Raw genomic sequence first — 25,802 nt, 5'->3', positions numbered from 1 at the left:
AAATTCCGTTATCATTTCCCCCTTACATGGGATAAAATCACGTCATAAACCGAAAGGGGGCTAATTTCTCCTTCTGGCACCAAGTCAGCTCTTTTTCCGATCAGCACAGGCCAATCCAAGCTGTCCTCGGGAATACGTCCATGAGAACCCTTCACCAGTTCGGCTTTTAGGGGTATCACATCCATTAGGTACCTGAAGCCGAGTTTCTTCTGTATCAGCTTCCAACCTATCTTGGCTTTGATCAGCGGAATATCCGGATTGGCAAACATCTCCACGGGATCATAGCCCGGCTTGCGGTGGATATCCACAGTACGGGCATAATCGGGTGCTTTGGCATCGTCCAGCCAGTAATAGTAGGTAAACCAAGAATCCCTGTCGGCGATGGCAACCAGGTCACCGGCACGATCGTGCCCAAGATGATACGCATTTTTCCCTTCCTCATCCAACACGCGCTCTACCCCGGGCATGGCTTCTATCAGCGACTTGACCTTAGCCCGGTCGGCGGCCTCCGGTACGTAGATATGTGCCAGCTGATGGTCTGCGACCGCAAAGGCCCTGCAGCTACCCGCATCCAGGGTTTCGAGGCCAAGCTCATTCTTTACCTGTATGTACCCCTCCTTCCTCAACATGCGATTGATGTGAATAGGGCGGCTAACCGTGGTGATGCCGTATTCAGATAATAACACCACGTCGGCACCTTTCCCCTCGTAGTAGGTCACCAACTCCCTCAACACCTCGTCTATTTCCCGAAGATCCTTGCCAATTTTGTCAAAATCAATCCCAAATTTCTGTAGACCGTAGTCCAAATGGGGCAGGTAGATCAAGGTTAAGGTAGGATCAAACCACTGATCCACTTTGATAGACGCCTTGGCTATCCATTGGGTAGACTCAATATTGGCATTTGGCCCCCAAAACGAGAAAAGCGGGAATTGACCAAGTTCCTGCTGAAGCCTATCCCGTAAATCCATGGGCTGGGAATGCACGTCCGGCAATTTACGCCCATCGGAGGGGTAAAGAGGTCTGGGAGTAACCGCATAGTCTACGCTGCTATACATGTTGTACCACCAAAACATATTGGCAGAGGTGAATCCGGGGTTTTCACGTTTTAGTTCCTCCCAAACCTTGGGAGACTGGACCAACCGATTGGACTGCCGCCAAAACTTGACTTCACACTCGTCTTTGAAAAACCAGCCATTTCCGACTATGCCGTTCTCTTCCGGCCACTTCCCCGTAAGATACACACTCTGAGAAGAACAGGTTACGGCGGGAACCACCGGCTTGATGCGAGCTTGGACAGCCTCTTTTATCCACTGGGACAAAAAAGGCGTATGCGCCCCGATCACCCTGGAGGACAGGGCTACTACATCGATAATGACCGTTTTGTTCATGAGTTAAGCTTTTCGATCGTCCACAATAGCTCCCGGGAAATGGACTCTCCGAGACTGAGGTGAATGCTTTCCGGAAGTACCTCCCAGGTATAGGTTTCTATTTCAAGATGGTTGGTGAGATTACGCTCCTTGGCGAGCGAAAGCACCTCGATGATGTCTCCTTGGGTGGATTCGAGCTTGCCATAGGTTCCCAGAAAAATCGGGACATGAAAATGAATTCGCCATTCCGTCAACTTGGTTTCCGCCAGGGTAATCAGCGCGTCAGGTAGATCACGATAGGATTTCAAGGCTCCGTTTTCCTTTTTACCGACCACCTGGTGCAGGTAGGTGGATTCCACAAAGGGATGCAGCACCTTTTCCACCTTCTTCCTTTCACTGATTTCCACGGGAATGGGCACTTTCAATGCCGCGCTGATCTGGATCTTCCCTACTTTGATCCCCTCCTTTTCCAGCTGGGCAACGACCTCTCGGTGATTCTCAAACCCTACGGCAAAATGGCAAACATCGTAACAAACCCGAATGTGTTCCTTCAGTGCCTGCTTGGCCTTCTCTTCGGTAATTCCAAATTTCTTTACAAAAATCGGTACCCCCAGGGGAATCAGCCAGTTGTTAAAAAAGGAAATAAGCTCAGTACTGTTTTCAATCAGCCCATCGGGTTCAGGTTCTATGTCCAAGTGCAGCAGCTTTCCATCGCGCCGGTAAATTTCATATAGGCGTTCCGCCACTTCCACGATCTGTTCAGTGCTCCGTTGCATGGCAAAGTCCATATCGGTCGGCTTAGGATGCCAAAAGCGGTAAGAAAGCGGGGAGGTAGATATTCCACCGTCCATACCCTCCGCCAACAAGAAGGCCAAAATATCAAACAGGCGGAGGGTGTAGGCCTTCCGTTCCGGTGTAGTCCAGTCAGGGGTATGCACTTCGTCTTTCACCACCTGCCGGTGGAAACCACCATAGGGAAAGCCATTGAACGTAAAGACATAGAAGCCATTTTCATCTAGCCAACGCTTAAAAGCCGGCAGCTGATCCTTCTCCAAAATCTCCAAGCTGGCCTCGTTGGATAGCCGCAAACCAATGGCGAGCGGTTGGTTGCCCACAACCTTGGACTTGATTTCCGGAAGGTACTTTTCCAAATTGGCCTTTGTCGCCGACCAGCTTTCGCCAGGATGTATATTCGAGCAATAGGTAAGATGGTGTTGGTCTATTTTCATGAATGTCTTCTTATAACCAGTGTTTGGAGAGATTTCGGTCAGGAAGAAACGTTCTGTCCCTCCATCTGAAAGGTTTTCAGGCGGGTAGCAGCCTCTTGGATCAATTCGGTATCCATGGCATGCACCTCCACGCCCAGTCCTATTTTTTCCAATAACATGATGGTAAGCCGGCCACCTAAATGCTCCCTAAACTCCTGTAGTCCCTGCAACAATACCTCTCCGGATAGCTCCGGAACATATAGCTCAAAACCCAGATCGCGGATTACCTGAATGATCTGCTGCAATTCCGCGGCAGTCAACATGCCTTTTAGGTACGAGTAGGTAGAATCCAGCGCGATGCCTATGGCCACGGCCTCTCCATGCCTAACCCGGTAATCCGTCAGGTGCTCCAGCTTATGGGCGGCCCAATGGCCAAAATCCAAGGGACGGGATGAACCTGTTTCGAAAGGATCCTTGCCGGCTATGTGCTCCATGTGCATCTCCGCACAGCGTACCACCAAATCGGTCATCACAGCCATGTCACGCGCTGCCAGTGCCTTCGCGTTGGCCACGATCCATTGGAAAAAGGAGGCGTCTTTGATAAGTGCCACTTTGATTGCTTCGGAAATACCCGAACGCCAATCCCTGTCCTCTAGGGTTTCCAAAAAAGTCAGATCATTGATTACCGCAGACGGAGGAGCAAAGGTTCCCAGGTAGTTCTTTTTGCCGTAGGCATTGATCCCGTTTTTTACACCTACACCCGAATCGTTTTGGGAAAGAACGGTGGTGGGTATGCGAATGTGGCGGATACCCCTGTGCGCAATGGCAGCCGCAAAGCCTACCATGTCCAGCAAGGCACCTCCTCCGATCGCAATGATGTATGAATGACGGTCTATGCCATAATCATTCGTTGCATCGAGTACCTGTTGAAAAGATGCCTGATCGTTTTTACACTGCTCACCGCTGGGCACGACCAACGGATCTGCTGCTAGCACAAATGCGCCTTGATGGGCAGCAGCATACCGGTGTATGGCACCAATCAGACGCGGATGCGCTTCACTGACACCCTGGTCTATCACAAAAAAGGCTTTGGGAATTTTTTCCCCGCGCATTACATCCGCCAACAGGGGGTTTTGGGTGTCAAATAGGCGTGTGGTGAAACAAACCGGGTACCGAAAAGGCACGCTAAACGTCTGCTCAATAACTTTATTCATCGTCGTATTTTTGTCTTTTTGAAGCCAGACCTTTTCTCCAATCGATGCCAACGAACAGGTTGCCCTCCTGGCATTCCAATCTACTTACCAATTATGGATTGCGCCTGACTAGGCCACCGAATCCATCATCGGCAACTGTGCCAAGCAACTTGGTCTTCTATATTAATAACCCGGATAAAGCGCTTTAGGTTACGGCAAACCGCTTTGCCAGCCACAATGATAGCGGAAGCAGTGCCATTACCATCAAGGCCGCCCACCAGCCGGCATACGCCGCCGTAAGACAGGCATTCATGACGATCAGCGACAATACGCCTGCCTTGACGGCCATTCCGATGCGCTTGGGCTCCTGCGTGGCAATTGCTTTCCACAGCGGGGGCACAATCAGGTAGGCAAACAAACCAATAAAGGGAAGCACCTGCCAACTGCCTGCCCCTTTTTGATGCAGGGCGATCGCTATCAGCGCGGCAAATATGGCAAAATAAATCCACAATCCACCCACCAGTGCCTTCCGGTTTTTACCGTGTACTTCGCCGCGGCTGATCATGGTAATGGCTGAAATATAGGCAATAGGGATGAGGGCCACGAACCAATTGGGTCCGATCTGCTCCGGGATGATACTGATGCCCAACAGCAGGTTCGCTCCGCGGCACATCCCCATGTTGATGGGGCCAAAAAGGGGCTGATGTTTGCCCCAAGCGTCGTAAAGTACGGCAAATACGGCAATGAAGACCGCAAGCTCCCCACTCCATACATTGACCTTAAAGGCAGCGATGATCCCAAAAAGCAGTAGAGCGGCAGCCATCATCGCCGCACTGCCCACTGAGGCCTGTCCGCTGGGAATGGGACGCTCCGGGCGCTCCACCCTGTCCAGTTCGGCATCAAATACGTCGTTGAAAGCCACACCACCGGCGTATAGTCCTATCGTGGCTAGGGTAAGCCAAATCGCCTCCCTTACATAGGGATTAAAGTCCCCTGCAAAAAGTCCCGCAGCTAGGCCGGCAATGGCCAAACCTGCCCAAATATCTGCAATGGCTGTAACCACGTTGGCCGGCCTGGTCAGCCGTATATGTGCCAATACCTTTCCCATCCGGGTTTAGTTGCCGTTGCTTTTTAGGGATGCGGCATCCTCCACTAGGGGCGTCTGACCTCTTAGGACGGAGTTGCCATCGTGGAGCTCGGTTTGATTGATAGGTGCCCGGCTTAGCCAGTCGCTTTCTTTGATCTGTCCGCTTTTGCCGTATATGTCCAAGGCATTCCGATAGCAGGTCATGCGGATATGCTCCTCGGATATGCCCCGGTCACGCATGATCTGGGCGGTTTTGGGCACTGCTAGGGGATCACTTACCCCCCAATCGGCGGAGCTGTCAACGATGATCCGTTCCGGACCGTACTGCTCCACCACCACGGCCATACGGGTGCTGTCCATTTTGGAGTGCGGATAGATGGTAAACCCGGCCCAATAGCCCCGGTCCAGCACATCCTTTACGGTCTCCTCGTTGTTGTGGTCCACCACCACCATGGTGGGATCCATGCCGTGCTCTTCGCATACGGCCATGCTGCGCAGGGTACCCTTTCGCTTGTCCCGATGGGGCGTATGGATCATTACCGGCAGGTTCATTTCCTTGGCCAGCTCCAGTTGGGCCCGGAAGAATCGATCTTCTGCCTCGGTCTGATCGTCGTAGCCAATCTCTCCGATGGCAACCACGCCTTCCTTCCCGGCATAGAGTGGAAGCAGCTCCATGACCTCCTCGGCCAGGGCCACGTTGTTGGCCTCCTTGCTGTTCAGGCCGATGGTGCAGTAGTGCTTGATGCCAAATTGCTTGGCGCGAAAACGTTCCCAGCCCACCAGGGTACTGAAATAATCCTGAAAACTGCCCACCGTCGTGCGGGGCTGCCCCAGCCAAAACGCGGGTTCGATCACGGCCACGATGCCCGCTTTTTTCATCGCTTCGTAGTCGTTGGTGGTCCTGGAGACCATATGAATATGTGGATCTAAGTACATCATTGCATAGGGATATTTATGCTAACCTAACTAATTTCGTCCTATTTTTCAAGGCTTCTGCCTGTTGCCGCTGTCTCCTATAGACGGCTGCTCAGGAAAAGGGAATGTATTGCCTGCCCACGGTGTCCCAGGTTATCTCCCCCGCTTCGACCTGTCGGCTTATCTCCGGATGCCTTTCCATCAGCTTCCGCACAGGCGTGTAGTTGCTCGCTTTCAGTGCCAACATCCCGGCTTGAAATTCAAGTTCACTCCCTTGGGCAAAGAGTTTTTCGATAAGGTAGAAGTTGCTGTCATCAATAAACGGGCCTACGAAGCGCCACAATTCCGGCATCACACTACGGTTTGCCGACCACCGTTCGCGAACGGCGTCGAGCAGCGTATCGGCCAGGTTGGCATTGTTGCGGCTATCGGAGCCGATGATTTGGTACAGGGGGCGTTGGAGGAAAATGGCTTTCAGCACCAGTTGGTTCCAGGCCATTTCGTTGAGCTGCTCGGCAGGAAAGGGATTGTTCAGTGCCACGGCATCGAAGACCGTACTGATATTGGATCGCAGGCCTTCGGAAGCCCGCTGTGCCAGCCTGTCTTGGTGGGGCAGGATGCAGAGGGCGGCATAGAGTGCCTCTAGCTCGTACATATCGCCCGTCTCAAATAGGCGGCTGACCTGTGCCATCCACCGGTCGGCATCGGACGCATTCAGGTGCAAAACCAAATATGCCCGTGCCGCTTTGAGCTGATCCCAGGTTTCCGGCCTCCAATCCTTCCGTAGCTCTTTGGCACTTGCCGCTGCCTCGGTGGTGAGGGCAAATGCCTCTTTGGGAAAGTACCTGGAAGCTTGGCCAAAGGCAATAAAGAGCGGGGAGGCCTTATCTGCGCCTGCGATCTTTACGGCTTGCGCCTGCATCCATTCCGTGGCCCCGGCGGGGGTCTGCTGCTGCAGGTTTTCCAGTAAATAGGCGGTTATCCGGGAATGGTCCAATGGGGTATTCATGGCTAGAGGTGTAATAGCTACAATTCCGTAAAGTTAGCATTATTTTGACGGAGGAAGGCGAAAAGGCTGCGGTTTTTGACGAGTGGGCAGGACAAAAACCAGATGCAAAAGGTTGGGGATTAACGGTGGATGGAAGCAAAACTTGTCCAGCCTGTTGAACATGGGCATCACTATGAAATCCTTGCAGCACTTCTACAGCTGCCTTTTTTTGTTTTCAGCCTGGAAATCCTCATGGCTTCCGACGAATGGACTGACGAGCATTTCCTTTCCCAGAAAAGGAGGAGATGGCCCGGGAACGTGGATACGATACCTTGCCCAGCTACCAACGTGAGATAGGTCAGATCCGCTGTTCTGCGATCCCAATTTTTAGACCCGTAGGGGCAGAGTAGAAGTTTTGTAGTAGTACAAAGAAATAATTGATGTAATGGTTTTTTTTCATTTACCGTGCATTGGCCTGATCTTCAAGCTCTCATTTGATTGCTTCGTAGTCACTTATAAAAATACAGCGAAAATCAATCTAAAGTCGCTCAATCGATCAGTAAACTCAAATTCATTACCCGTTGAAAATAATCAAAGCCCCGCATGTAAGCCAAATTCATCTTGACGGTGAAGTGTATTACAAAATATCCAACATCGATGGAATGCGGCCATTTTTTATGACTATCATCAGCAACTCCAATCATTGGCTGTTTATCGGCAGCAACGGTGGTTTGAGTGCAGGAAGAAAAGACCCTGAAAATGCCCTATTCCCTTATTACACGGATGATAAAATCATCGAATCCAATGAGGTGACGGGCTCAAAGACCATCCTGCGTGTTAAAAAAGAGGGAAGGTCTCATGTATGGGAACCTTACTCCATCCATTATGCAGACCACTTTAACCTCACGCGCAACCTATACAAAAACGCCTTCGGCAACAAAATTCTTTTTGAAGAAATCAACCACGATCTAGGCCTCACCTTCCAATATCAATGGTGTACCAGCGATCGCTATGGCTTTGTAAAGACCAGCAGGCTGATCAACGAAGAACCCACCGAAACCTTCGTTTCACTCATTGACGGAATCCAAAACATAATGCCCTATGGCGTGGGCAGTGCCTTGCAAAACCAGCGAAGCAACCTGGTGGACGCCTATAAAAGAAGCGAGCTTGAGACGGAGAGCGGTGTGGGCATCTTTGCCTTAAGCGCCATTATCGTGGACAAAGCGGAACCCAGTGAGGCGTTAAAGGCCACGGTGGCCTGGTCCTTGGGGCTGGAAAATGCGCAGCGTCTCCTTTCCTCCAATCAACTGAAGGCTTTCAGAAACGGCGAAAATATTATCCCTGAATACGATATCAAAGCGGAAAAGGGGGCCTACTTTGTCCATACGGAACTGAACCTCGCGGCCAAAGAGACGAAAGAATGGGTGTTGGCCGCAGACATCAACCAAAATGCCTCCCAGATCATCGCCCTGGCCAAATCCATCCTTCATGATCCTCATTTGATGGGCAAGGTCAAACAGGATATTGAGACCGGGACACAACAGCTTTTGAGATTGAATGCGGCATCGGACGGCATACAATTGACTTCCGATCCGCTGAAGGATACCCGCCATTTTGCCAACACCCTCTTCAACATCATGCGGGGTGGAATTTTTGACAACAACTACCAAATCGAAAAAGCCGACCTTTCAAATTACCTTGCCAAGGCGAACCTCCAACTCTTTGAGCGGCACAAAGAAACCGTTCAGGGTTTGCCCCAGCAATTGTCTCTCACGAAACTAAAAACACTGGCGCAGCAACTCGAGGACAAAGACCTAAAGCGGCTGTTGGTTGAGTACCTTCCACTCAAATTTAGCCGTAGGCATGGCGACCCTAGCCGCCCATGGAACCAATTCTCGATCAATACCCGCAACGAAGACGATGGCACAAAGGTGCTGGATTATGCAGGCAACTGGCGGGATATTTTCCAGAACTGGGAAGCCTTGGCTTATGCCTACCCGGAATTTATCGACGGCATGGTTTTAAAGTTTCTAAATGCCTCCACCTTTGATGGGTATAACCCCTACAGGATCACAAAACACGGGATCGATTGGGAAAGGATAGAAGCGGACGACCCCTGGTCCTACATCGGGTACTGGGGAGACCATCAGATCATTTATCTATTGAAATTTCTGGAGTTTTCGGAAAACTACGCTCCGGGAAGACTGGGCACATTCTTTCACGAGGATACCTTCGTCTACGCCAATGTCCCCTATCGGGTCAGGCCTTACGGGGATATACTGAAAAACCCAAAGGATACCATAGATTTTGACCACCACCTAGATCAGGAAATCCAAGACCGCTGGGCTTCCCTGGGTTCTGACGCCGCCCTGCTTCAAAACCGGGAAGGAGCGATCCATCGAATAAATTTTATCGAAAAAATCCTGGCCACGATCCTGTCCAAGCTGTCCAATTTCATTCCCGAGGGTGGTATTTGGATGAATACGCAAAGACCGGAATGGAACGATGCCAACAATGCCCTGGTAGGCAATGGCGTCTCCATGGTCACGCTCTATTATTTGCGAAGGTTTATGACCTTTTTGAACGAAATCCTTGAAAGCAGTGAACATAGGGAGTTTAGCGTATCCGAAGAATTAGCTGCCTTTTTTGAAAACGTCAAAACAACCCTGATCCAGTACCAAGGGCACCTTAAGGGGCCGATCTCCGACCTGGACAGAAAAGGGATATTGGACGGCTTGGGACAGGCTGGCAGCCAATACCGGCAGCAGATTTACGAGCGATCCTTTACCGGATCAAAAAGGCCTTTGGCCAAACAAGATTTGACCGGGTTTTCCACCCTTTGTCTCAGGTACCTAGACCATACCATCCGGGCAAACAAAAGAACAGACGGATTGTACCACGCATACAACTTGATGACGGTAGAAAATGAAGCCGAGGTCTCCCTTTCCTATCTAAGCGAAATGCTGGAAGGACAGGTGGCTGTGTTGAGTTCTGGTTACTTGTCATCCGAGGAGGCAGTGGCGACACTGGACAGTCTTAAGGCCAGTCAGCTTTTCAGGGAAGATCAGTACAGTTATCTACTCTATCCCGACAAGCAACTCCCCGGCTTCCTTCAAAAAAACAACATTCCGCACGCAGAGGTATCCAACTCCACGCTTTTGACAAAGCTGCTCCAATCGGGCAATAACCGCATCATCGAAATGGACGCCAACGGAGACTACCATTTCAATGGCAACTTCAAAAATGCCAATGATCTGTGCAAAGCACTGGAAGCATTGGATGAGGCGGAGCATCAGGTGGACGGAGAGGACAAGCAAGTGGTGCTGCGGGTTTTCGAAAAAGTCTTTAACCACAAAGCCTTTACGGGAAGATCCGGAACTTTCTATGGATACGAAGGTTTGGGGTCGATCTACTGGCACATGGTTTCCAAACTGCAGTTGGCAGTGCAGGAATGTTGCCTAAAAGCCATCCAAGGCAGGGAAAACGAAACACTGGTTGGCAGACTCCTGGAGCATTACTACGAAATCAGCGAAGGCATTGGGGTTCATAAGTCCCCCACCCTCTATGGGGCATTTCCGACAGACCCCTACTCCCACACGCCGGCCAACAAAGGAGCCCAACAGCCCGGAATGACCGGGCAGGTAAAGGAGGATATTATCTCCCGATTGGGCGAATTGGGGGTTTTTATCCGAAACGGCCTGCTAAGCTTCAACCCATGCATGCTGAGAAAATCGGAATTTCTAGGGAATGACGCGATTTTCAGCTACGTCGATGTGCACGGGAGACCGCAGAAAATCGCCGTGAAAGGAAAATCCCTGGTATTTACCTATTGCCAGGTTCCGGTGGTTTATCAACTCAGCGATGAAAATCGCCTGGAAGTGCTCTTGAAAGAGGGCACAAAAACAAGGATCGAAGACTTAAATCTGGATAAAAGGACGAGCGATGAAGTCTTTATGCGAACAGGGAATGTGGTACAGCTGGTGGTCTATTTGGATAAAAAAATCCTACGGTAGTATAGTGATAAACTATTGAAAATGTTTGATTTAGTATGACAAAAATGGGCAAACCCGCCAAAAGGAACCCCTTAACCGATGAAAAAGTCGAGGCTCTTTTAGAGCAGATGACCCTGGATGAAAAAATTGGTCAGATGACGCAGGTGCGCCATTTTGACGATATCAGCCTTGGGGACATTCGGGAAAGGTTCATTGGTTCGGTGATACATACCCAGGGTCCGCTGCCAGGAAACGATGCGCTGGAGTGGCAGGCCAAATTCGCGGCATTTCAGAAGGAGGCATTGTCCACGCGGTTAGGTATACCCCTGTTTTTTGGGGTGGATGCGGTGCATGGACAGAATACATTTGAAGGGGCGACCATCTTTCCCCATAACATCGGTCTGGGCGCCGCAGGCAACGCTGAATTGGTCGAGAAAGCAGCGGCCATTACGGCCATTGAGGCAAAGGCCACGGGATTTCAATGGGTGTTTTCTCCCTGCGTGGCCATCCCGTTCAATGAAAAATGGGGACGGGTCTATGAGGCATTTTCAGAAAGCACCGAATTGACAGCCAAACTTAGTAGCGCATCGGTGCTAGGTCATCAGGGCAGCGAGGAAAAGCCGGGCGTGATGGCCACGGCCAAGCATTTTATTGGAGATGGGGCCACGGATTTTGGCGTGGAAGGAGGCCATACTTCGCTCAATTACGAGGAGGTCCTGGCATTTTTGCTCCCTCCCTATCAGGCTGCGATCGACGAGGGAGTAGGTTCCATAATGGCCTCTTTCAACACGCTGGGAAATCTCTCCATGCATGCCCACAAGGCCATGCTCACCGATCTTTTGAAAGAAAGGCTGGCGTTTGACGGTATTTTGGTTTCGGACTGGAAGGCCTATTCCCGGTTTGGTGAAAATGACATCATCCTTGCGGGCATCGACATGGTGATGGCGGTGGATGGGGACCTAGACCTATTTCAGGAGGGGGTGAGGAAAGGCGTCCAAAGCGGCGATATTCCGCTTGAACGGATCAATGATGCGGTTCGCAGGATCCTGCGCCAGAAATTCAGGTTTGGGCTTTTTGATCGGCCCTATCCGGACAAGGATTTGATAGATAGGATCGGAATCCCGGCACATCGGGCAGTTGCAAGACAGGCGGTGAGGGAATCCTTGGTACTCCTCAAAAATGAAAACCAGGCCTTACCGCTTAGAAAAGACCAGAAGATTGTCGTCGTGGGTGAGTTTGCCGATAACTCCGGGCTCCAATCCGGAGGCTGGACGGTGAACTGGCAGGGTACTACCGAAAACTACCAAGGCGCCACCACGCTACTGGAGGGAATCAAAAAGTTTTCCGAAAATATGGTCTACTACGACCCGGACGGGAGTGCCGCCTATCCGGATGCGGAAGTCGCCCTTATTGTGGTTGGCGAAACTCCCTACGCAGAATTCTTCGGTGACATCGGTGGTGAAATGGACATGTTTCAGCATACGCTCAGCGATGCCCATCGGGGCTATCTACGAAGGTATGCAGAAAGGGGCATTCGGACCGTGGTAGTTTTGATTTCGGGCAGGCCCCTGGTAGTTACCGATCAGATCAACCAATGCGATGCCTTTGTTGCGGCTTGGTTGCCGGGATCTGAAGGAGATGGCCTTGCCGAAGTGCTATATGGGCAGTATGATTTCAAAGGAAAACTCCCCCACTCCTGGCCCAAATCAGAAGCAGATTATTCCGGGAAATACGGCCCGAACGCCTGGGATCCTTCTGCCGACCCGCTCTTTCCGTTTGGCTTCGGGCTATCCTATCAGAAATAACGAACTATGTGTCCAGATCTTAAACCTGCCTAGATATGAAAAAGAGACTCATTAAACCGCTCTGCCTTGGAATGGCGTTGGCAGCCGCTTTTACCTGCTGCAACCCAAAAACCGAGGAATCATCTGAAAAACCAACAAAACAAATGGAATTGACAGCGAAAGATATTTTGGGAAACCCCGATTACCAGGCAATCTCGTACGAAGGCTACCGTGAAAAATCAAGAGAAATCCAGCCTACCGTAGGTCAGTTGAAAGAAGATGTAAAAATCCTTGCAGCCATGGGGATCAAAATCCTGCGTACTTACAACGTGCAGTTTCCCCATGCGGCCAATTTGCTCCGGGCCATCAAGGAACTCCAAGCGGACGATCCTGACTTTGAGATGTATGTGATGTTGGGTGCATGGATAGATTGCAAAAATGCCTGGACAGATTTGGAGCCCGATCATTACTCGGAAAGCGAACAAAATGCAGGGGAAATCGAGCGCGCGGTCGCCTTGGCCAACCAATATCCCGACATCGTCAAAATAGTGGCGGTTGGAAACGAGGCCATGGTCAAATGGGCCACAAGCTACCATGTACAACCTTGGGTGATCCTCAAATGGGTAGACCACCTTCAGTCCCTCAAAGCTTCTGGCGAGCTTCCCAAAGACCTTTGGATCACCAGTTCGGACGATTTTTCGTCATGGGGCGGTGGCGATCCACTCTACCACACCGAAGACCTGAATAAACTGGCCCATGCGGTGGACTATATTTCCATTCATACCTACCCGTATCACAATACCCACTACAATCCGGATTTCTGGAAAGTACCCGCAGAGGAAATGCAGCTCGATGAAATCGAAAAAGTGGATGCCGCCATGCTTCGGGCAAGGGACTTCGCAAAATGGCAATATGATTCGGTGGCCAATTATATGAAGCTGATCGGGGTAGACAAGCCCATTCACATAGGCGAAACCGGCTGGGCCAGTGTCTCCGATGGCTTTTATGGACCGGAAGGCTCCCGGGCTACCGATGAATATAAACAAGCACTTTACTATCGGCACATGCGCGAGTGGACCAATGCCGCGGGCATTTCCTGTTTTTATTTCGAGGCTTTTAATGAACCCTGGAAAGATGAGAAGAACCCGATCGGCCCGGAAAATCATTTTGGGATTTTCACAGAATCAGGGCAGGCCAAGTACGCGATTTGGGACTTGGTGGACGAGGGTGTATTTGAAAACCTGAGTAGGGACGGGAATCCGATTGTAAAAACCTATGCCGGAGACGAAGCGAAGTTGCTGCAAGAAGTACTTACCCCACCTGCTAAATAGATCCTAAAAAAGCCTTTATAACCCAATGACCATGTCAACAATTACCAATAAAGTTCCGATGGGCCAAAAGATTGCTTTTGGAATCGGCATGCTCGCCAATCAGATGTTCCCGGCTGTGTTGGGAATATTTATGGTGGTTCTCGTGCAGGACCTAGGATTTCCCGGTTGGATGTGGGGGATCCTCTTCTTTCTCCCCCGCGTATTTGATTCCATCACGGATCCCATCATGGGATTTATATCGGATAACACCAAGTCCAAATGGGGGCGACGAAGGCAGTATGTGTTTGTCGGTGCCATTCTCTTGGGGATTTCCTTCGTGGTGATGTGGCAATTGTACCGGGAGAATGGCGTGGAGTTCAATTTCCTGTACTTCCTGTTTTGGTCTTTTGTCTTCTATCTCGGGCTGACCATCTTCAGTGTTCCCTACGTGGCCATGGGCTATGAGATGAGCAACGACTTTCACGAGCGCACAGACATCATGGCAGTAGCGCAGTGGATTGGACAATGGGCCTGGGTGATCGCGCCATGGTTTTGGGTGATCATGTATGACCCCACCTGGTTTGAATCAGCGGATGTTGCCACCCGGCAGCTGGCCTTTGGTGTGGGGTTTGTCTGTATGATCTTTGCCCTGGTTCCCGCCATTTTTATCAAAAGTGAATCCACGTTGCATGAAAATTACTCGCCACTGACGGTCAAAGCCATCGGATCCAGTCTCAAGGAAATCCTGCAGGGGTTTAAAGAGGCCTTTACTTCCATCCCGTTTCGGAAGCTTTGTATAGCCACCTTTCTTATCTTCAACGCCTTCAATACCATCGCGGCGTTTTCCTTCTTCATCGTGGTCTATTACCTGTTCAATGGAGATGCCGGGGCAGCGGGGGTCTGGCCTACCCTGTTTGGGAGTGTGGGCGCATTGGTGACCACCTTTATCGTGATTCCCATTGTCGCCAAGATTTCCAAAAAGATGGGGAAAAAACGTGCCTTTATCCTATCGCAGGGCATTTCAGTCTTTGGATATATCCTGCTGTGGTTCCTGTTCATTCCCGGCAAGCCGTATATGTTCCTCTTTGCCCTGCCTTTCTTTTCGTTTGGCATAGGCAGTTTGTTTACCCTGATGATGTCCATGACCGCAGATGTGATTGATTTGGACGAGTTGAGTTCGGGAAAACGGCGGGAAGGAGTATTCGGTGCCATTTATTGGTGGATGGTCAAGTTCGGATTTGCCATTGCCGGTCTGCTAAGCGGGGCCATCTTGACGGTGGTCGGCTTTGATGCTACCTTGGAAACCCAAAGCGAGGGGGCGGTTTTAGGCTTACGGGCATTCTATTCCGGCCTGCCCATACTCGGCACGCTCGTGGCCATGTATGTGATGCGCGACTATGACCTGACAGAGGAACGGGCCAATGAGATCAGGGCGATACTGGATGCCCGCAAGGATTCGGTTCCCACAGAAGCTACTCCTATCTATCTGAAGAACGAGGCAGTGCTCCCTTTCAGCCAAAAGACCTTGGACACCGACTTTGTATTTCCCGAGTATAACGAAAAAGAGATAAAAGTCCAATTCGGCAAAATGCTCCATGCAGGCCTTCACGGGATTTGCTTTAGCCCTTATCTGGAAGGGCAAACCATTGGGGAAACATTGTCCGAAGCACAAATCCAAAAAAGAATGGAGATTGTGGCACCCCATACGCAGTGGATCCGGTCCTTTTCCTGTACGCTGGGACATGAGTTTATTCCAAAAACCGCCAAAGCCAACGGATTAAAGACCCTGGTAGGGGCCTGGATCGATCGTGACACCGAACAGAATGAAAAGGAAATCCAAGCCTTGATCCATTTGGCCAATCAGGGGCTCGTCGACATGGCTGCGGTAGGCAATGAAGTACTCCTGCGAAATGAACTGACGGAGACGGAACTATTGGCCTACCTGGCCAGGGTAAAAGAGGCATTGCCCGGAATTCCGGTTGGCTATGTGGATGCCTATTACCAATTCAAAGAATACCCCGCGTTGGTGGACGCCTGTGATGTGGTATTGGTCAATTGCTACCCCTTCTGGGAAGGCAGCCCCATTGACCACGCGGCAGCCCATTTGAAGGATATGTACTCCCTGGCAAAAGAGGTGTCCAAGGGTAAAAAGGTGATCATCACGGAAACTGGCTGGCCAAACAATGGAACCGGTAACCACCAGGCACTCCCCTCTTTGGAAAATGCCATGCGTTACTTTATAAACATCCAGAATTGGTCTAGAGAGGAACAGGTCGAACTGTTTTACTTTTCCTCTTTTGATGAATCGTGGAAGGTTGGGCAGGAAGGAGATGTGGGGCAGTCCTGGGGAATATGGGATAAAAATGACGAATTAAAATACAGATAACTATGTCGTTTAAAGCTGACAAAATTTTGACCCTCGCCGGAAAGGAATGGCAGGGCTTATCCTCCAACGAACTCGCGGAAAACTTCCGACATACATTGAGTCTGGGAATGCACGGGCTTTGTTTCAGCCCCTATATAGATGGGCAACAACCCGGTGACCTGCTTTCCGAAGATCAGGTTCGGAGGCGTTTGGAAATCATCCGGCCCTACACCCAGTGGATCCGTTCCTTTTCCTGCACGGAGGGGAACGAACTGATCCCAAAAATCGCCAAAGCCTATGGTATGAAAACCCTTGTGGGTGCCTGGTTGGGTAAGGACGACAGAATCAACCAAGAAGAGATCCGAAGCCTGATCAAGCTGGCCAAAGAAGGCTATGTGGACATTGCCGCGGTAGGGAATGAGGTGCTGTACCGAAAAGACCTGACGGAGGATCAGTTGCTTGAATGTATGCTCAGGGTAAAGGAAGAACTGCCAAGCGTTCCGGTAGGTTATGTGGATGCCTATTATGAATTTGAGCACAAACCCCGCATCACCGACGCCTGTGACATCCTACTGGCCAACTGCTATCCCTACTGGGAAGGTTGCGCCCTCGATTATTCCCTACTATACATCAAGGATATGTATGCCAGGGCCGTAAGGGCCGGAAAAGGGAAGAAAGTAATCGTCACAGAGACCGGGTGGCCCAGCCAAGGTACGCCGCTTTATGGGGCGGTGCCATCGGATGAAAATTTTATGAAGTATTTTATAAACATCCAAAACTGGTCACGTCAGGAGTCTATCGAACTATTCTATTTCTCCTCCTTCGATGAGTCGTGGAAAGTGGGCACCGAAGGAGATGTCGGTGCGTACTGGGGGTTGTGGGATAAAGAGGAACAGGTCAAATTTTAGGTTGGAAAAATTGGCAGGTAATCCCTAGCCTATACTCCCTTGCGGTGCACCTACCAGCGGTACAGTAGCTGATAATGGGCAACTTGGCCTAACAACCGTCCTAGTCCCGCAAAAAGATGTCAGGGCTAACCCGCCTGAAATCAGCCCCTTTGCGATCTTTGCGTCACCTTTGCGGTCTTTGCGGTAAAAAAACTTCCAGACTGAAATGAAATTTCAGTGGGTCGATTTTAGATTTGGGCATGAAGTCAAAAATCGAACGAGCCTTTACCATTACGCTGGCGTTGAACGCATTGCTCTTGGTGAATTTTATCTTCCAATTGGTTGATATCCATATTCTATTCGTCTTATTGATGTTGGCAATTTGCCTAGGCACCTTCTTGGCTAGGGCCTATTTCTACCGAAAAACCTGAAAATAATCGCTCCATCATTCGAGTTTATGCGGAGTGTGAGATCCTGTGGACGATTCGTGACACACCCAAATTCCTTTTACCAACTAGCAGTCTAGCACACTATTGGCTATGAAAACAATCCTAAAAATAGTTTACAGCATTCCGTTCGATATTTTCTTGGCATCCGTGCTGAGTATGTGGCTGATGCCCTACGGAACGTTCGACTATACGGAGCTTGGGTTTTATATTTCAATCGCCAACGGGGTTATATTGGCTTTGTCTACCCATTATTTGCTAAAAAGATATCAAAAGGATTATATGGGTAAGATAAAATAAAGAGCGGAACATTTGGCAGAATGGATTTCACGGAACGGAAGCTACGAATGGGACGAACAAAACCCGATTCTACCTTGCGGTATGCCTACCAATGATTTAGGAGCTGCGATTGGGTGGATTTGGTCCAATATCAACTTATTCCCGCAAAAAGATGCCAGGGCTGACACCCCTTAGCACCCCATGTTATCATTTTTTCTACTAAGATTGTAGGGCTAGGCCTCTGAACTAAACCCCCTTGCGGTCTCTGCATTGCCTTCGCGGTCTTTGCGTGAAACCTCACAAATGCAAAAAATTCGGATGCTAGCAAAAAGACTTCAGGTCTGATCCCTGAACTCGACCCCTTTGCGGTCTTTGCGGTAAAAAAAATCCTGACTGAAATGAAATTTCAGTGGGTCGATTTTAGATTTGGTGTTCAGATACAAATCCGTAATTTCAGTGCTGTGCTCAATCGATCAGCTCATGACAAAGTTCCAAAGAATCCTGCTTCACGAATGGTTCGATAGTACGATCGCTTCCATAGGTTTGATGTGGCTGAGCCCTTGGGGTTCTTTCGACGTGACAAGCGTTGGGTTTTATGTTTGCATTGCCGTTTCTATCCTTAGTGTGAAAACAACTCGGTATTTTTTAAAGAGGTACCAAAACAACTGAAGGGAACTGCTGTGCAACAATAAAAACCGCCAAGCTGGAAAAAGTCTTCTTCCTGTACGCAATGAGCAGGCCTCAAGCTCAAGGAAGAGGGATGGATTCAATCTGTCACCAGTGCGAGGCGATGCTTAGGTAGCCTGGGTGACCCCAATGGGTGGATTTGGCACTAAACATAGCTTATTCCTGCAAAAAGACTTCAGGTCTGATCCCTGAACTCAACCCTTTTGCGGTCTTTGCGTCACCTTTGCGGTCTTTGCGGTAAAAAAAACTTCCAGACTGAAATGAAATTTCAGTGAGTAGGGGGTATTTTTATGTTTCGGCGAATTCCCTCCAGAAAGTGGGGTTATTCTGGAGCATTTTCCCCTATCTAAAAACCATACGCACAGTCTGAGAAGTGCTGGTTGAAGTGCTGTGTTTCTTTGTACTAAACGAAGGCATTATGGATCGATTTAGGAAAAGACTTAAGCTTGTCAGTGTTGTCTTTGTGCTTGTTTTGATGACGTTTGGTTCCCATGGTTCGTTTAATCCGGTGGAAGTCGGGTTCTATACGTCCATAGGGGCCGGGATACTTTTCTATTTTCTCACTTTGTACGGTTTTCGAGCATTGATTGAAAAAAGAATCAAGAAATGAGAAGGATCATATTGAAACCAGCAGTAGGAATTGCATCCTTGAGCTTGATGTTCATGTGGCTAATGCCCTTTGGTATTTTTGACTTTACAGAACTTGGATTTTATATCTGTGTCGTCTTGGCAGTCTCGTTGGAGTTTAGCATTCGGGCCACGTTGAAAAAATACCAGAAGGACTTTTTAGGTAAATTAAAATAGATTCGCCGTGAATTGGGACAAAATAATTCTCTTGATTGGAAGCCTCATCTTTACGTTGGTTTTGATGTCGTTTGAGTCCAATGGGTCCTTTAATCCCAAGGAAATCGGCTTTTATAGTTCCCTAGCAGCCGGGATCCTTCATTATTTTTTGCTTCGTTGGTGGTTATTTCGCCCAATGGGCCAAAAAGACCAAGGGAAGAAGGACTGACCAGGGCTGGTTTTATTTTAAGGGTAAAAAGATAAAAAAAGGAAAACCGACCGGTGCCTCGTAATCATAGCAGAAAAGGGTTCACGCCACGGGCGAAAGGAAGAGGGATGGATACGATCTGTCACCAGTGCGAGGCGATGCTTCGGTAGCCTGGGTGACGCCAATGGGTGGATTTGGCCCAATATCAACTTATTCCCGCAAAAAGATACCAGGGCTGGCGCCCCTTACCACACCATATTATCACTTTTTCTACTAAGATTGCAGGGCTACACCCCTGAACTCAACCCCTTTGCGGTCTCTGCGTTGCCTTCGCGGTCTTTGCGGTAAAAAAAACTTCCAGACTGAAATGAAATTTCAGTGGGTCGATTTTAGATTTGGCCATTCAGCTAAATTATTTCCAACCAAAAAATCTAATTCGTTATGAGACAGACCCTAATTAAAAATTGGAAAAGTGTAGGAGTAGGAAACCTGAATAGCAATGGATTCCCGGTCCTATCAAAACAGCGGTTGCTTATCCTAGCCGCAGTACTATTAATGTTTGCATCCTGCGATTCGCTTGATGCCGGCGATGAGCAAATACAACCTTCAAACTTTTCCACGGAGATCGAGGAATTGACCAAAATCTACTCCAATGGAATAGATATCGCATTAAGCGCGGTCGAAAACTATACACCAAACCCAAAATCCATTGACCTCCAAGCGAACGGAGATAAGCTATTTGCCGAAATTGCGCATGCGATGGCACAGGAAATGATCGGCCTGGAGGGTCACGATAAAGATGAATTCCTAGCGGGGTTTCACGGTCTTTGGGGCGGGGGATCCAACCCTAATGCGCGAACGCGTGTGGATGCCTTTAATTCAGGGGATTATTTTACTCCCAACCAAACAGCGATGCTGGATCCTTTTATCAGAAATGTGGAACTTTCTGATGATCCATTTGTTACTAAAAGCACAGCGCAAGCCTTCCAAACCCAAATAATAAACTCAAATTCGTTGAATTATGAGGAGAAATTGGGGCTGTTGAGCGTAAGTACGGGAACATTGGTATATGCAGATTTCGTTCTTGAAGGCGGAATTGACCGTTTTAGGAGGGTTCTCCTTCCAGAATCAGGTGGGGAATTCCAAACCTCTGGTTGTTCGGTAAATACCCGAAGTGTATTAGCAGATGGTGTGGTTGGCTTAGTAGCGTACGCTACTGCCGCATGTTATTCTGGGGCCACGGTGGGTACAGTTACTTTTCCAATTGTTGGTACAGTTACAGGATGCGTTAGTGCAGCTGTTGTTGGAGGGGCTGGAGGATTTATCACCGGCGTTACCTATGGCATTGCATCCCAATTGTTAACATCCTGTTTCCGATAAAAAAAATTATGGATCGTTTTAAAAAAAGACTTGCAATAGGCAGTTTCTTCTTCATTTTAATTATGATGGCGTTTGGCTCACATGGTTCGTTTAATCCTAAAGAAATCGGTTTTTATACATCAATAGGAGCTGGTTTTCTTTCTTATTTTCTTACTTATTATGGTTTTAAAGCCATTAAAACGAAAGGCACCAAATAAAAGAAACTAACATTTGGTAGAATAAGCGTAGCTGCAAAGTACATACGCTCTTACTTGATAGAAAGAAAAACATTTTCAACTATATAGGGCCAGTGTCGATTGCTACATGGATTTATTCAGGTATTTCTAAAGCTCCGTCACTGGCCATATATGCAGTATTTACCTAGTACACAAAACTAACCATATACTTAACACCTGAAAATACCGTTTAAAATTGATTGTAAAACACTTCATTTATACCCGGTCTGATGTTTCCTGCTTGCATGGCCATAGATCTCCAATTAAAAACAATACCCGTCGTAAGCTGATAAAATCAACTCCAGAGAAGCCGTTGAGTAAAAGGCTCTGCCCTTAGAGATCATTGAACCCACGAGGCAGGGATTGCTGAACTCTCTGCAGCCGCTCATACGGTTCAAAACGCAAAAAGATGTCAGGGCTAACCCGCCTGAACTAAACCCCTTTGCGATCTCTGCGTTGCCTTCGCGGTCTTTGGGTGAAACCTCACAAATGCAAAAGATTCGGATGCTAGCAAAAAGATTTCAGGTCTGATCCCTGAACTAAACCCCTTTGCGGCCTTTGTGGTAAAAAAAATTCCAGACTGAAATGAAATTTCAGTGGGTCGATTTTAGATTTGGGCATTCAGCTAAATTATTTCCAACCAAATAGCGATACTGGATCCTTTTGTCAACAATGTGGAACACTCTGATGAACCATTTATAACTAAAAACACCGTTTAGAAGGAGCTCCACTAGAAATAGTTGGTTGTTTGTTGTGCACTTGCTGGAGACCTTAATAGAATGAAGTTTAAAAACTGGAAAGAGCATTTAGTCTCACTAATATTTGGGTTGCTGTGTGCATTTACCCTGATGGTATTAAATCCATTGGGCTCGACAAATCCGAAAAGTTTTGGATTTTATTGGTCTTTATTTACCGGATTGTTCGGATCGTTCTCCACTGCTTGGACAGTTAAAAAATTCCAAAAAAAACCGGAAAAATAATATGAATTCGATAAGAAAATCGACTATCACCTCACTGGTAGTTGGTCTTTAAGATTAAAGAGCGGATAGCAAACAGCAGTAACTTCCCACTCTTGAGCGTAAGGGACCTAAGGATATTGATGGTCGTATTGCTCGTGGTGCAAGTGTATAATGACTTTAAAATTTGTCAAATTCGCTTCGGCTAGCGGGTGGGTAGGTGGTGCAGTAATAGCATGCGATTTAAGTTTTATTCAAAGAGTTGGAGCATGGGTAACCGATCAATTATTGGCAAGTTAGTTTACATAGTTTAAACAAGTCAAAAAATGAGAAGAACCTTTTTGAAACCAATAGTAGGAATTGCATCCATGAGCGTTATGTTTATGTGGCTTATGCCCTCTGGTACTTTTGACTTAACAGAACTTGGATTCTATATCTGTATCGGCCTCGCAATTTCGTTAGAGTTTAGCATTCGGGCCACGTTGAAAAAATACCAGAAGGATTATTTGGATAAAGTAAAATAGCCCTGCCATGGATTGGAATAAAACTATTCTCTTGATTGGAAGCCTCATCTTTACGTTGGTTTTAATGTCGATTGGGTCTAATGGATCCTTTAATCCCAAGGAAATCGGCTTTTATAGTTCCCTAGCAGCCGGGATCCTTCATTATTTTTTGCTTCGTTGGTGGTTATTTCGCCCAATGGGCCAAAAAGACCAAGGAAAACAGCAGTGAGTCTGCCATATTAATTTTGCGTAATGGACCACCCTCAGCCGGTTTGAAGATGACAGGGCTACGCCTCTTTTACCAATCCCTTTGCGATCGTTGCGTCCATGTCAGGGCCGTTGTTTTTGCGACCGGTCAGACGATTCACAACCGTCTGACCGGTTTTTTCCTTCTTACTGTAAATAACCATTCAACCTACCAAGCGCATCCGACCAAAAATGGTGACTAGCTCTAAAATGGAAGGATTCATATAGCGTGAAAATACACTTGTTATTCATGCCAATATCCTTTTTAAAGTGCCAAAAAATAGGTATATTGATACTTGATTCAAGCTGAAAAAGAATGGATATAAATGAGCTAAAAAGAAGGGATGGTGACCCAATGATGAAGTAAGGCTATAAAATAAATAAACCTCAATTGTAAACTATATGTGGATAGCAACCGAAAATGGATTTTATTCAATTGTCAAAAACAATTTTTCCGATCAAAAAGAAAATGAATTAATCGTACGGGCCAGAAAAAAAGAAGACTTGGCCAACGTATTTGAGGCTACAAGGATTGAAACCTCCACTCAGAAAGATTATGCCTACCGGGTTTTTGCCTCTAGAAAGGAAGTGGAAGCCTTACTGGTCACCACAATTACCCATCTTGATTACGGCAATTTCAAAGACCACATCAAAAGCCTGCCCTCCCAAAAGGACAAGGTTCCGTTTTATAGCGAAATTTGGTCTATCATGAATGAATATCAAGGCCGGTTTATTAAAGGACTCTATAATTTCACCAGAAAGTAGTTGAAAATGCAAAACAAGAAAATAAATATCACGGATGAAGAGTTGGACAGGGACATAAGGAATCTTTACCTGGATGCAGATAAAGACGGTCATATCCCATTAGTAGGCGATGAGTATTTTTATAAAATCTACGGAAAAGAAAATTATGAAAGAATGAAGGCCGCCCGCGCGGAAAAATTTAAAGAAGAAAAGCGGAGATTGGGATTGATCTGATACCGACCGGAAAAAAGAATATAGGAGCCTTATAGACCGTTGAGGTTTTTTGAACCTCGACGGTCTTTGGCTATAATACTTAGTTTAGTGCCTTTTTCATTCCTGTAGATTCTAGGCGGGCGAGAAATTTCATACGTAGAAGATAAGAGCCACTTACTGGCTTTTGCCCAATATCCCCATAATCCCGCTAAATCCATCCAAAGCAGCCTCCACGTCGTCGATGATTTCTTCGGCCAATTCATCCGGATCGGGAAGGTTGTCGAGGTCAGCCAAGCTTTTGTCCTTTAGCCAGAAGATATCCAGGTTGGTTTTGTCTCGGGCGATGAGCTCCTCGTAGGTGAGTTTTCGCCAACGTCCCTCTGGATTTGACTCCGAATACGTTTCAGTTGGCACAGTTTGAACCGAAACAGGCGGCACAGTTACACCGAAATGGGTGGCACAAATCGAACCGTATTATCCAAAAGTCACAAAAGCGCAACGGTAGGATAAAAGTGAATCGGAATCTATTTGGGTATTTTTTTAGTTCGGTTCGATTTAATCGCATAAGATAGGACTTTTCCGGGATGATTCGGGCTTGTTCTCCGAAAAACAACCTAAGATTTAGGTGAATATCTACAATTTAGAAACCGAATAAATACCTACTTTCGGCCAATTATCCATTTTTACCTACCTTTACCTTACGCCACAAACCCGTCAAACCCATGACCCAGCTCCTTAGCTCCCTACTCCTGCTGCTTACGCTTGGCACTGCCTTTGCCCAAGAACGCCAAAAGGTGAAATTGGCCGTGGTGGGGCTCACCCACTCGCATGTGCACTGGATACTGGGCAGGGCCGATAAGGGGGATGTGGAGATCGTGGCCATCGTGGAGCCTAACCGCGACCTGGCCTCCCGGCTGATGGGCAGTTACAAGCTGCCCATGTCCCTGCACGTTAATAGCATGGAGGAGATGTTCGATAAGGTAACGCCGGAGGGTGTCACGGCATTTGGCTCCATCTACGAACACCTGGAGGTAGTGCAGGCCTGCGCGCCCCGGGGAGTGCACGTGATGGTGGAGAAACCCCTGGCAGTGAGTACCGCCCATGCCAACGAAATGGCCCGCTTGGCCAAAGCGCATGACATCCTGCTGATTACCAACTACGAGACCACCTGGTATGCGTCCAACCAAGAGGTGTACCGGCAGGTGCACGAAGAAAAGGCCATCGGCGAACTCCGTCGCGTGATCATCAACGATGGCCACGAGGGACCCAAAGAGATCGGCGTGAATCCGGAGTTTTTGGACTGGCTGGCCGACCCGGTGCAGAATGGGGGCGGAGCGGTGATCGACTTTGGCTGCTACGGCGCCAACCTGCTTACCTGGCTGATGCAGGGCGAGCGGCCCATCTCCGTCACGGCGGAGCTCAAGCAAATCAAAACGGATACCTACCCCAAGGTGGACGACGACGCCACCATCTTGGTGCAGTATCCCCGCACCAAAGGGGTGATACAGGCCTCGTGGAACTGGCCCTTTAGCCGCAAGGACCTGGAAGCCTATGGGGAGACGGGCTACCTGATCGCCCGCGACGGCACGCGCCTAAGTAGCCGGTTGCCGGGACAAAGGCAGGAAAGCGACACCAAGCTGGCTCCCCGGCCCTATCCGTACGATGATCCCTTTTCGTTTTTTGCCGGACTGATCCGCAAGGAAATCAGCATGCAGCCCTACGACCTATCTTCCCTGGAAAACAACCTGATCGTGGTCGAAATCCTGGAAGCGGCCATTCAAAGTGACCGGGAGGGAAGAAGGGTCTTGGTCGAAAAATAGTCCACTAATCGCAAACATCCAGCTGGCATAATTTCCCGTCCATATATCCCTATATATTCGGGTTCGAGGTACTCAAACTGGAAATTCAAAGCACTCTAGCCGAGAAAAGAAAAGACAAATTCTGGGAAAAGGCCCCATAAATAAAAACAAAACTATCAGATTAATTTTCCCAGATTAAGCTTTTTAACCCACATTGCAGCTAACCGCTCAGAAGTAGTTGTTTTTT

General features: G+C 48.4%; 21 protein-coding genes. 14 read left to right on the top strand and 7 right to left on the bottom strand.

Annotated features, from left to right (window positions below; all coding sequences use genetic code 11):
* Window positions 1–11: 11 nt before the first annotated feature.
* The 6 genes from ADIS_RS19360 to ADIS_RS19335 form a co-directional block, all read right to left on the bottom strand.
* Window positions 12–1,388, bottom strand: a complete 1,377-nt coding sequence (locus ADIS_RS19360; RefSeq protein WP_010856391.1) for an alkaline phosphatase family protein — start codon at window positions 1,386–1,388, stop codon at window positions 12–14.
* Window positions 1,385–2,596: a metabolite traffic protein EboE gene (eboE, locus tag ADIS_RS19355; RefSeq protein WP_010856390.1), complete on the bottom strand. Its 1,212-nt coding sequence runs from the start codon at window positions 2,594–2,596 to the stop codon at window positions 1,385–1,387. The genes ADIS_RS19360 and eboE overlap by 4 nt, the downstream gene beginning before the upstream one ends.
* Window positions 2,597–2,634: 38 nt before the next feature.
* Window positions 2,635–3,831 carry a 3-dehydroquinate synthase gene (locus tag ADIS_RS19350; RefSeq protein WP_262493047.1) on the bottom strand — a complete coding sequence of 399 codons (1,197 nt, stop codon included), beginning with the start codon at window positions 3,829–3,831 and terminating at the stop codon, window positions 2,635–2,637.
* 142 nt (window positions 3,832–3,973) lie between these two features.
* On the bottom strand, window positions 3,974–4,876 hold the full coding sequence (gene eboC / locus ADIS_RS19345; protein ID WP_010856388.1) for a UbiA-like protein EboC: 903 nt from the start codon (window positions 4,874–4,876) through the stop codon (window positions 3,974–3,976).
* Between the two features lie 6 nt (window positions 4,877–4,882).
* A complete protein-coding gene (locus tag ADIS_RS19340) occupies window positions 4,883–5,794 on the bottom strand; it encodes a TatD family hydrolase (RefSeq protein ID WP_035807069.1) in 912 nt (303 codons plus the stop codon).
* Window positions 5,795–5,882: 88 nt separating this feature from the next.
* Window positions 5,883–6,779 (bottom strand): EboA domain-containing protein, encoded by an 897-nt coding sequence (locus tag ADIS_RS19335; protein WP_010856386.1) that lies wholly within the window; start codon window positions 6,777–6,779, stop codon window positions 5,883–5,885.
* Window positions 6,780–6,908: 129 nt separating this feature from the next.
* Between ADIS_RS19335 and ADIS_RS19330 the strand changes: the two genes are divergently transcribed.
* From ADIS_RS19330 to ADIS_RS19250, 13 genes are all read left to right on the top strand, one after another.
* Window positions 6,909–7,115: a hypothetical protein gene (locus ADIS_RS19330; protein ID WP_035807067.1), complete on the top strand. Its 207-nt coding sequence runs from the start codon at window positions 6,909–6,911 to the stop codon at window positions 7,113–7,115.
* A 224-nt stretch (window positions 7,116–7,339) separates the two neighbouring features.
* Window positions 7,340–10,771, top strand: coding sequence for a hypothetical protein (locus ADIS_RS19325; protein ID WP_035807065.1), 3,432 nt, complete (start codon window positions 7,340–7,342; stop codon window positions 10,769–10,771).
* A gap of 35 nt (window positions 10,772–10,806) precedes the next feature.
* The gene (locus ADIS_RS19320; RefSeq protein ID WP_010856381.1) at window positions 10,807–12,555 is read left to right on the top strand and encodes a glycoside hydrolase family 3 protein; all 1,749 of its coding nucleotides are present in this window, start codon (window positions 10,807–10,809) and stop codon (window positions 12,553–12,555) included.
* A 35-nt stretch (window positions 12,556–12,590) separates the two neighbouring features.
* Window positions 12,591–13,865: a glycosyl hydrolase family 17 protein gene (locus ADIS_RS19315; RefSeq protein WP_035807063.1), complete on the top strand. Its 1,275-nt coding sequence runs from the start codon at window positions 12,591–12,593 to the stop codon at window positions 13,863–13,865.
* A 31-nt stretch (window positions 13,866–13,896) separates the two neighbouring features.
* Entirely contained in the window at window positions 13,897–16,230 is a 2,334-nt protein-coding gene (locus ADIS_RS19310; protein ID WP_035807109.1) for an MFS transporter, read from the top strand.
* A gap of 2 nt (window positions 16,231–16,232) precedes the next feature.
* Window positions 16,233–17,117 (top strand): glycoside hydrolase family 17 protein, encoded by an 885-nt coding sequence (locus ADIS_RS19305; RefSeq protein WP_010856378.1) that lies wholly within the window; start codon window positions 16,233–16,235, stop codon window positions 17,115–17,117.
* Window positions 17,118–17,356: 239 nt separating this feature from the next.
* Window positions 17,357–17,527 (top strand): hypothetical protein, encoded by a 171-nt coding sequence (locus tag ADIS_RS23035; RefSeq protein WP_010856377.1) that lies wholly within the window; start codon window positions 17,357–17,359, stop codon window positions 17,525–17,527.
* Window positions 17,528–17,635: 108 nt separating this feature from the next.
* Window positions 17,636–17,842, top strand: a complete 207-nt coding sequence (locus ADIS_RS19300; RefSeq protein WP_010856376.1) for a hypothetical protein — start codon at window positions 17,636–17,638, stop codon at window positions 17,840–17,842.
* A 1,272-nt stretch (window positions 17,843–19,114) separates the two neighbouring features.
* On the top strand, window positions 19,115–19,312 hold the full coding sequence (locus ADIS_RS19290; protein ID WP_010856372.1) for a hypothetical protein: 198 nt from the start codon (window positions 19,115–19,117) through the stop codon (window positions 19,310–19,312).
* 628 nt (window positions 19,313–19,940) lie between these two features.
* Window positions 19,941–20,879, top strand: a complete 939-nt coding sequence (locus ADIS_RS19280) for a hypothetical protein (RefSeq protein ID WP_010856370.1) — start codon at window positions 19,941–19,943, stop codon at window positions 20,877–20,879.
* An 8-nt stretch (window positions 20,880–20,887) separates the two neighbouring features.
* A complete protein-coding gene (locus tag ADIS_RS19275) occupies window positions 20,888–21,076 on the top strand; it encodes a hypothetical protein (protein WP_010856369.1) in 189 nt (62 codons plus the stop codon).
* Between the two features lie 2,125 nt (window positions 21,077–23,201).
* On the top strand, window positions 23,202–23,564 hold the full coding sequence (locus tag ADIS_RS19255; protein ID WP_010856364.1) for a hypothetical protein: 363 nt from the start codon (window positions 23,202–23,204) through the stop codon (window positions 23,562–23,564).
* A gap of 6 nt (window positions 23,565–23,570) precedes the next feature.
* Entirely contained in the window at window positions 23,571–23,777 is a 207-nt protein-coding gene (locus tag ADIS_RS19250; RefSeq protein WP_010856363.1) for a hypothetical protein, read from the top strand.
* A 153-nt stretch (window positions 23,778–23,930) separates the two neighbouring features.
* On the opposite strand, the gene ADIS_RS19245 is transcribed toward ADIS_RS19250, so the two are convergent.
* Window positions 23,931–24,170, bottom strand: a complete 240-nt coding sequence (locus ADIS_RS19245; RefSeq protein ID WP_010856362.1) for a hypothetical protein — start codon at window positions 24,168–24,170, stop codon at window positions 23,931–23,933.
* A 308-nt stretch (window positions 24,171–24,478) separates the two neighbouring features.
* Between ADIS_RS19245 and ADIS_RS19240 the strand changes: the two genes are divergently transcribed.
* Window positions 24,479–25,576 carry a Gfo/Idh/MocA family protein gene (locus ADIS_RS19240; protein WP_010856361.1) on the top strand — a complete coding sequence of 366 codons (1,098 nt, stop codon included), beginning with the start codon at window positions 24,479–24,481 and terminating at the stop codon, window positions 25,574–25,576.
* The last annotated feature ends 226 nt before the right edge of the window (window positions 25,577–25,802 follow it).

Origin of the sequence: Lunatimonas lonarensis, assembly GCF_000390185.1 — a bacterium.
Classification (GTDB): Bacteria; Bacteroidota; Bacteroidia; order Cytophagales; family Cyclobacteriaceae; genus Lunatimonas; species Lunatimonas lonarensis.
Note: the sequence above shows the minus strand (reverse complement) of the source record. Positions and strands in the feature narration are given on the sequence as shown.

Excerpts from the sequence above, each read along its gene's own strand:
- ADIS_RS19360 (WP_010856391.1), bottom strand. The coding sequence starts at position 1,388 with ATGAACAAAACGGTCATTATCGATGTAGTAGCCCTGTCCTCCAGGGTG.
- eboE (WP_010856390.1), bottom strand. The coding sequence starts at position 2,596 with ATGAAAATAGACCAACACCATCTTACCTATTGCTCGAATATACATCCT.
- eboC (WP_010856388.1), bottom strand. The coding sequence starts at position 4,876 with ATGGGAAAGGTATTGGCACATATACGGCTGACCAGGCCGGCCAACGTG.
- ADIS_RS19340 (WP_035807069.1), bottom strand. The coding sequence starts at position 5,794 with ATGATGTACTTAGATCCACATATTCATATGGTCTCCAGGACCACCAAC.
- ADIS_RS19335 (WP_010856386.1), bottom strand. The coding sequence starts at position 6,779 with ATGAATACCCCATTGGACCATTCCCGGATAACCGCCTATTTACTGGAA.
- ADIS_RS19330 (WP_035807067.1), top strand. The coding sequence starts at position 6,909 with ATGGAAGCAAAACTTGTCCAGCCTGTTGAACATGGGCATCACTATGAA.
- ADIS_RS19320 (WP_010856381.1), top strand. The coding sequence starts at position 10,807 with ATGACAAAAATGGGCAAACCCGCCAAAAGGAACCCCTTAACCGATGAA.
- ADIS_RS19315 (WP_035807063.1), top strand. The coding sequence starts at position 12,591 with ATGAAAAAGAGACTCATTAAACCGCTCTGCCTTGGAATGGCGTTGGCA.
- ADIS_RS19310 (WP_035807109.1), top strand. The coding sequence starts at position 13,897 with ATGTCAACAATTACCAATAAAGTTCCGATGGGCCAAAAGATTGCTTTT.
- ADIS_RS19305 (WP_010856378.1), top strand. The coding sequence starts at position 16,233 with ATGTCGTTTAAAGCTGACAAAATTTTGACCCTCGCCGGAAAGGAATGG.
- ADIS_RS23035 (WP_010856377.1), top strand. The coding sequence starts at position 17,357 with ATGAAGTCAAAAATCGAACGAGCCTTTACCATTACGCTGGCGTTGAAC.
- ADIS_RS19300 (WP_010856376.1), top strand. The coding sequence starts at position 17,636 with ATGAAAACAATCCTAAAAATAGTTTACAGCATTCCGTTCGATATTTTC.
- ADIS_RS19290 (WP_010856372.1), top strand. The coding sequence starts at position 19,115 with ATGAGAAGGATCATATTGAAACCAGCAGTAGGAATTGCATCCTTGAGC.
- ADIS_RS19280 (WP_010856370.1), top strand. The coding sequence starts at position 19,941 with ATGAGACAGACCCTAATTAAAAATTGGAAAAGTGTAGGAGTAGGAAAC.
- ADIS_RS19275 (WP_010856369.1), top strand. The coding sequence starts at position 20,888 with ATGGATCGTTTTAAAAAAAGACTTGCAATAGGCAGTTTCTTCTTCATT.
- ADIS_RS19255 (WP_010856364.1), top strand. The coding sequence starts at position 23,202 with ATGTGGATAGCAACCGAAAATGGATTTTATTCAATTGTCAAAAACAAT.
- ADIS_RS19250 (WP_010856363.1), top strand. The coding sequence starts at position 23,571 with ATGCAAAACAAGAAAATAAATATCACGGATGAAGAGTTGGACAGGGAC.
- ADIS_RS19240 (WP_010856361.1), top strand. The coding sequence starts at position 24,479 with ATGACCCAGCTCCTTAGCTCCCTACTCCTGCTGCTTACGCTTGGCACT.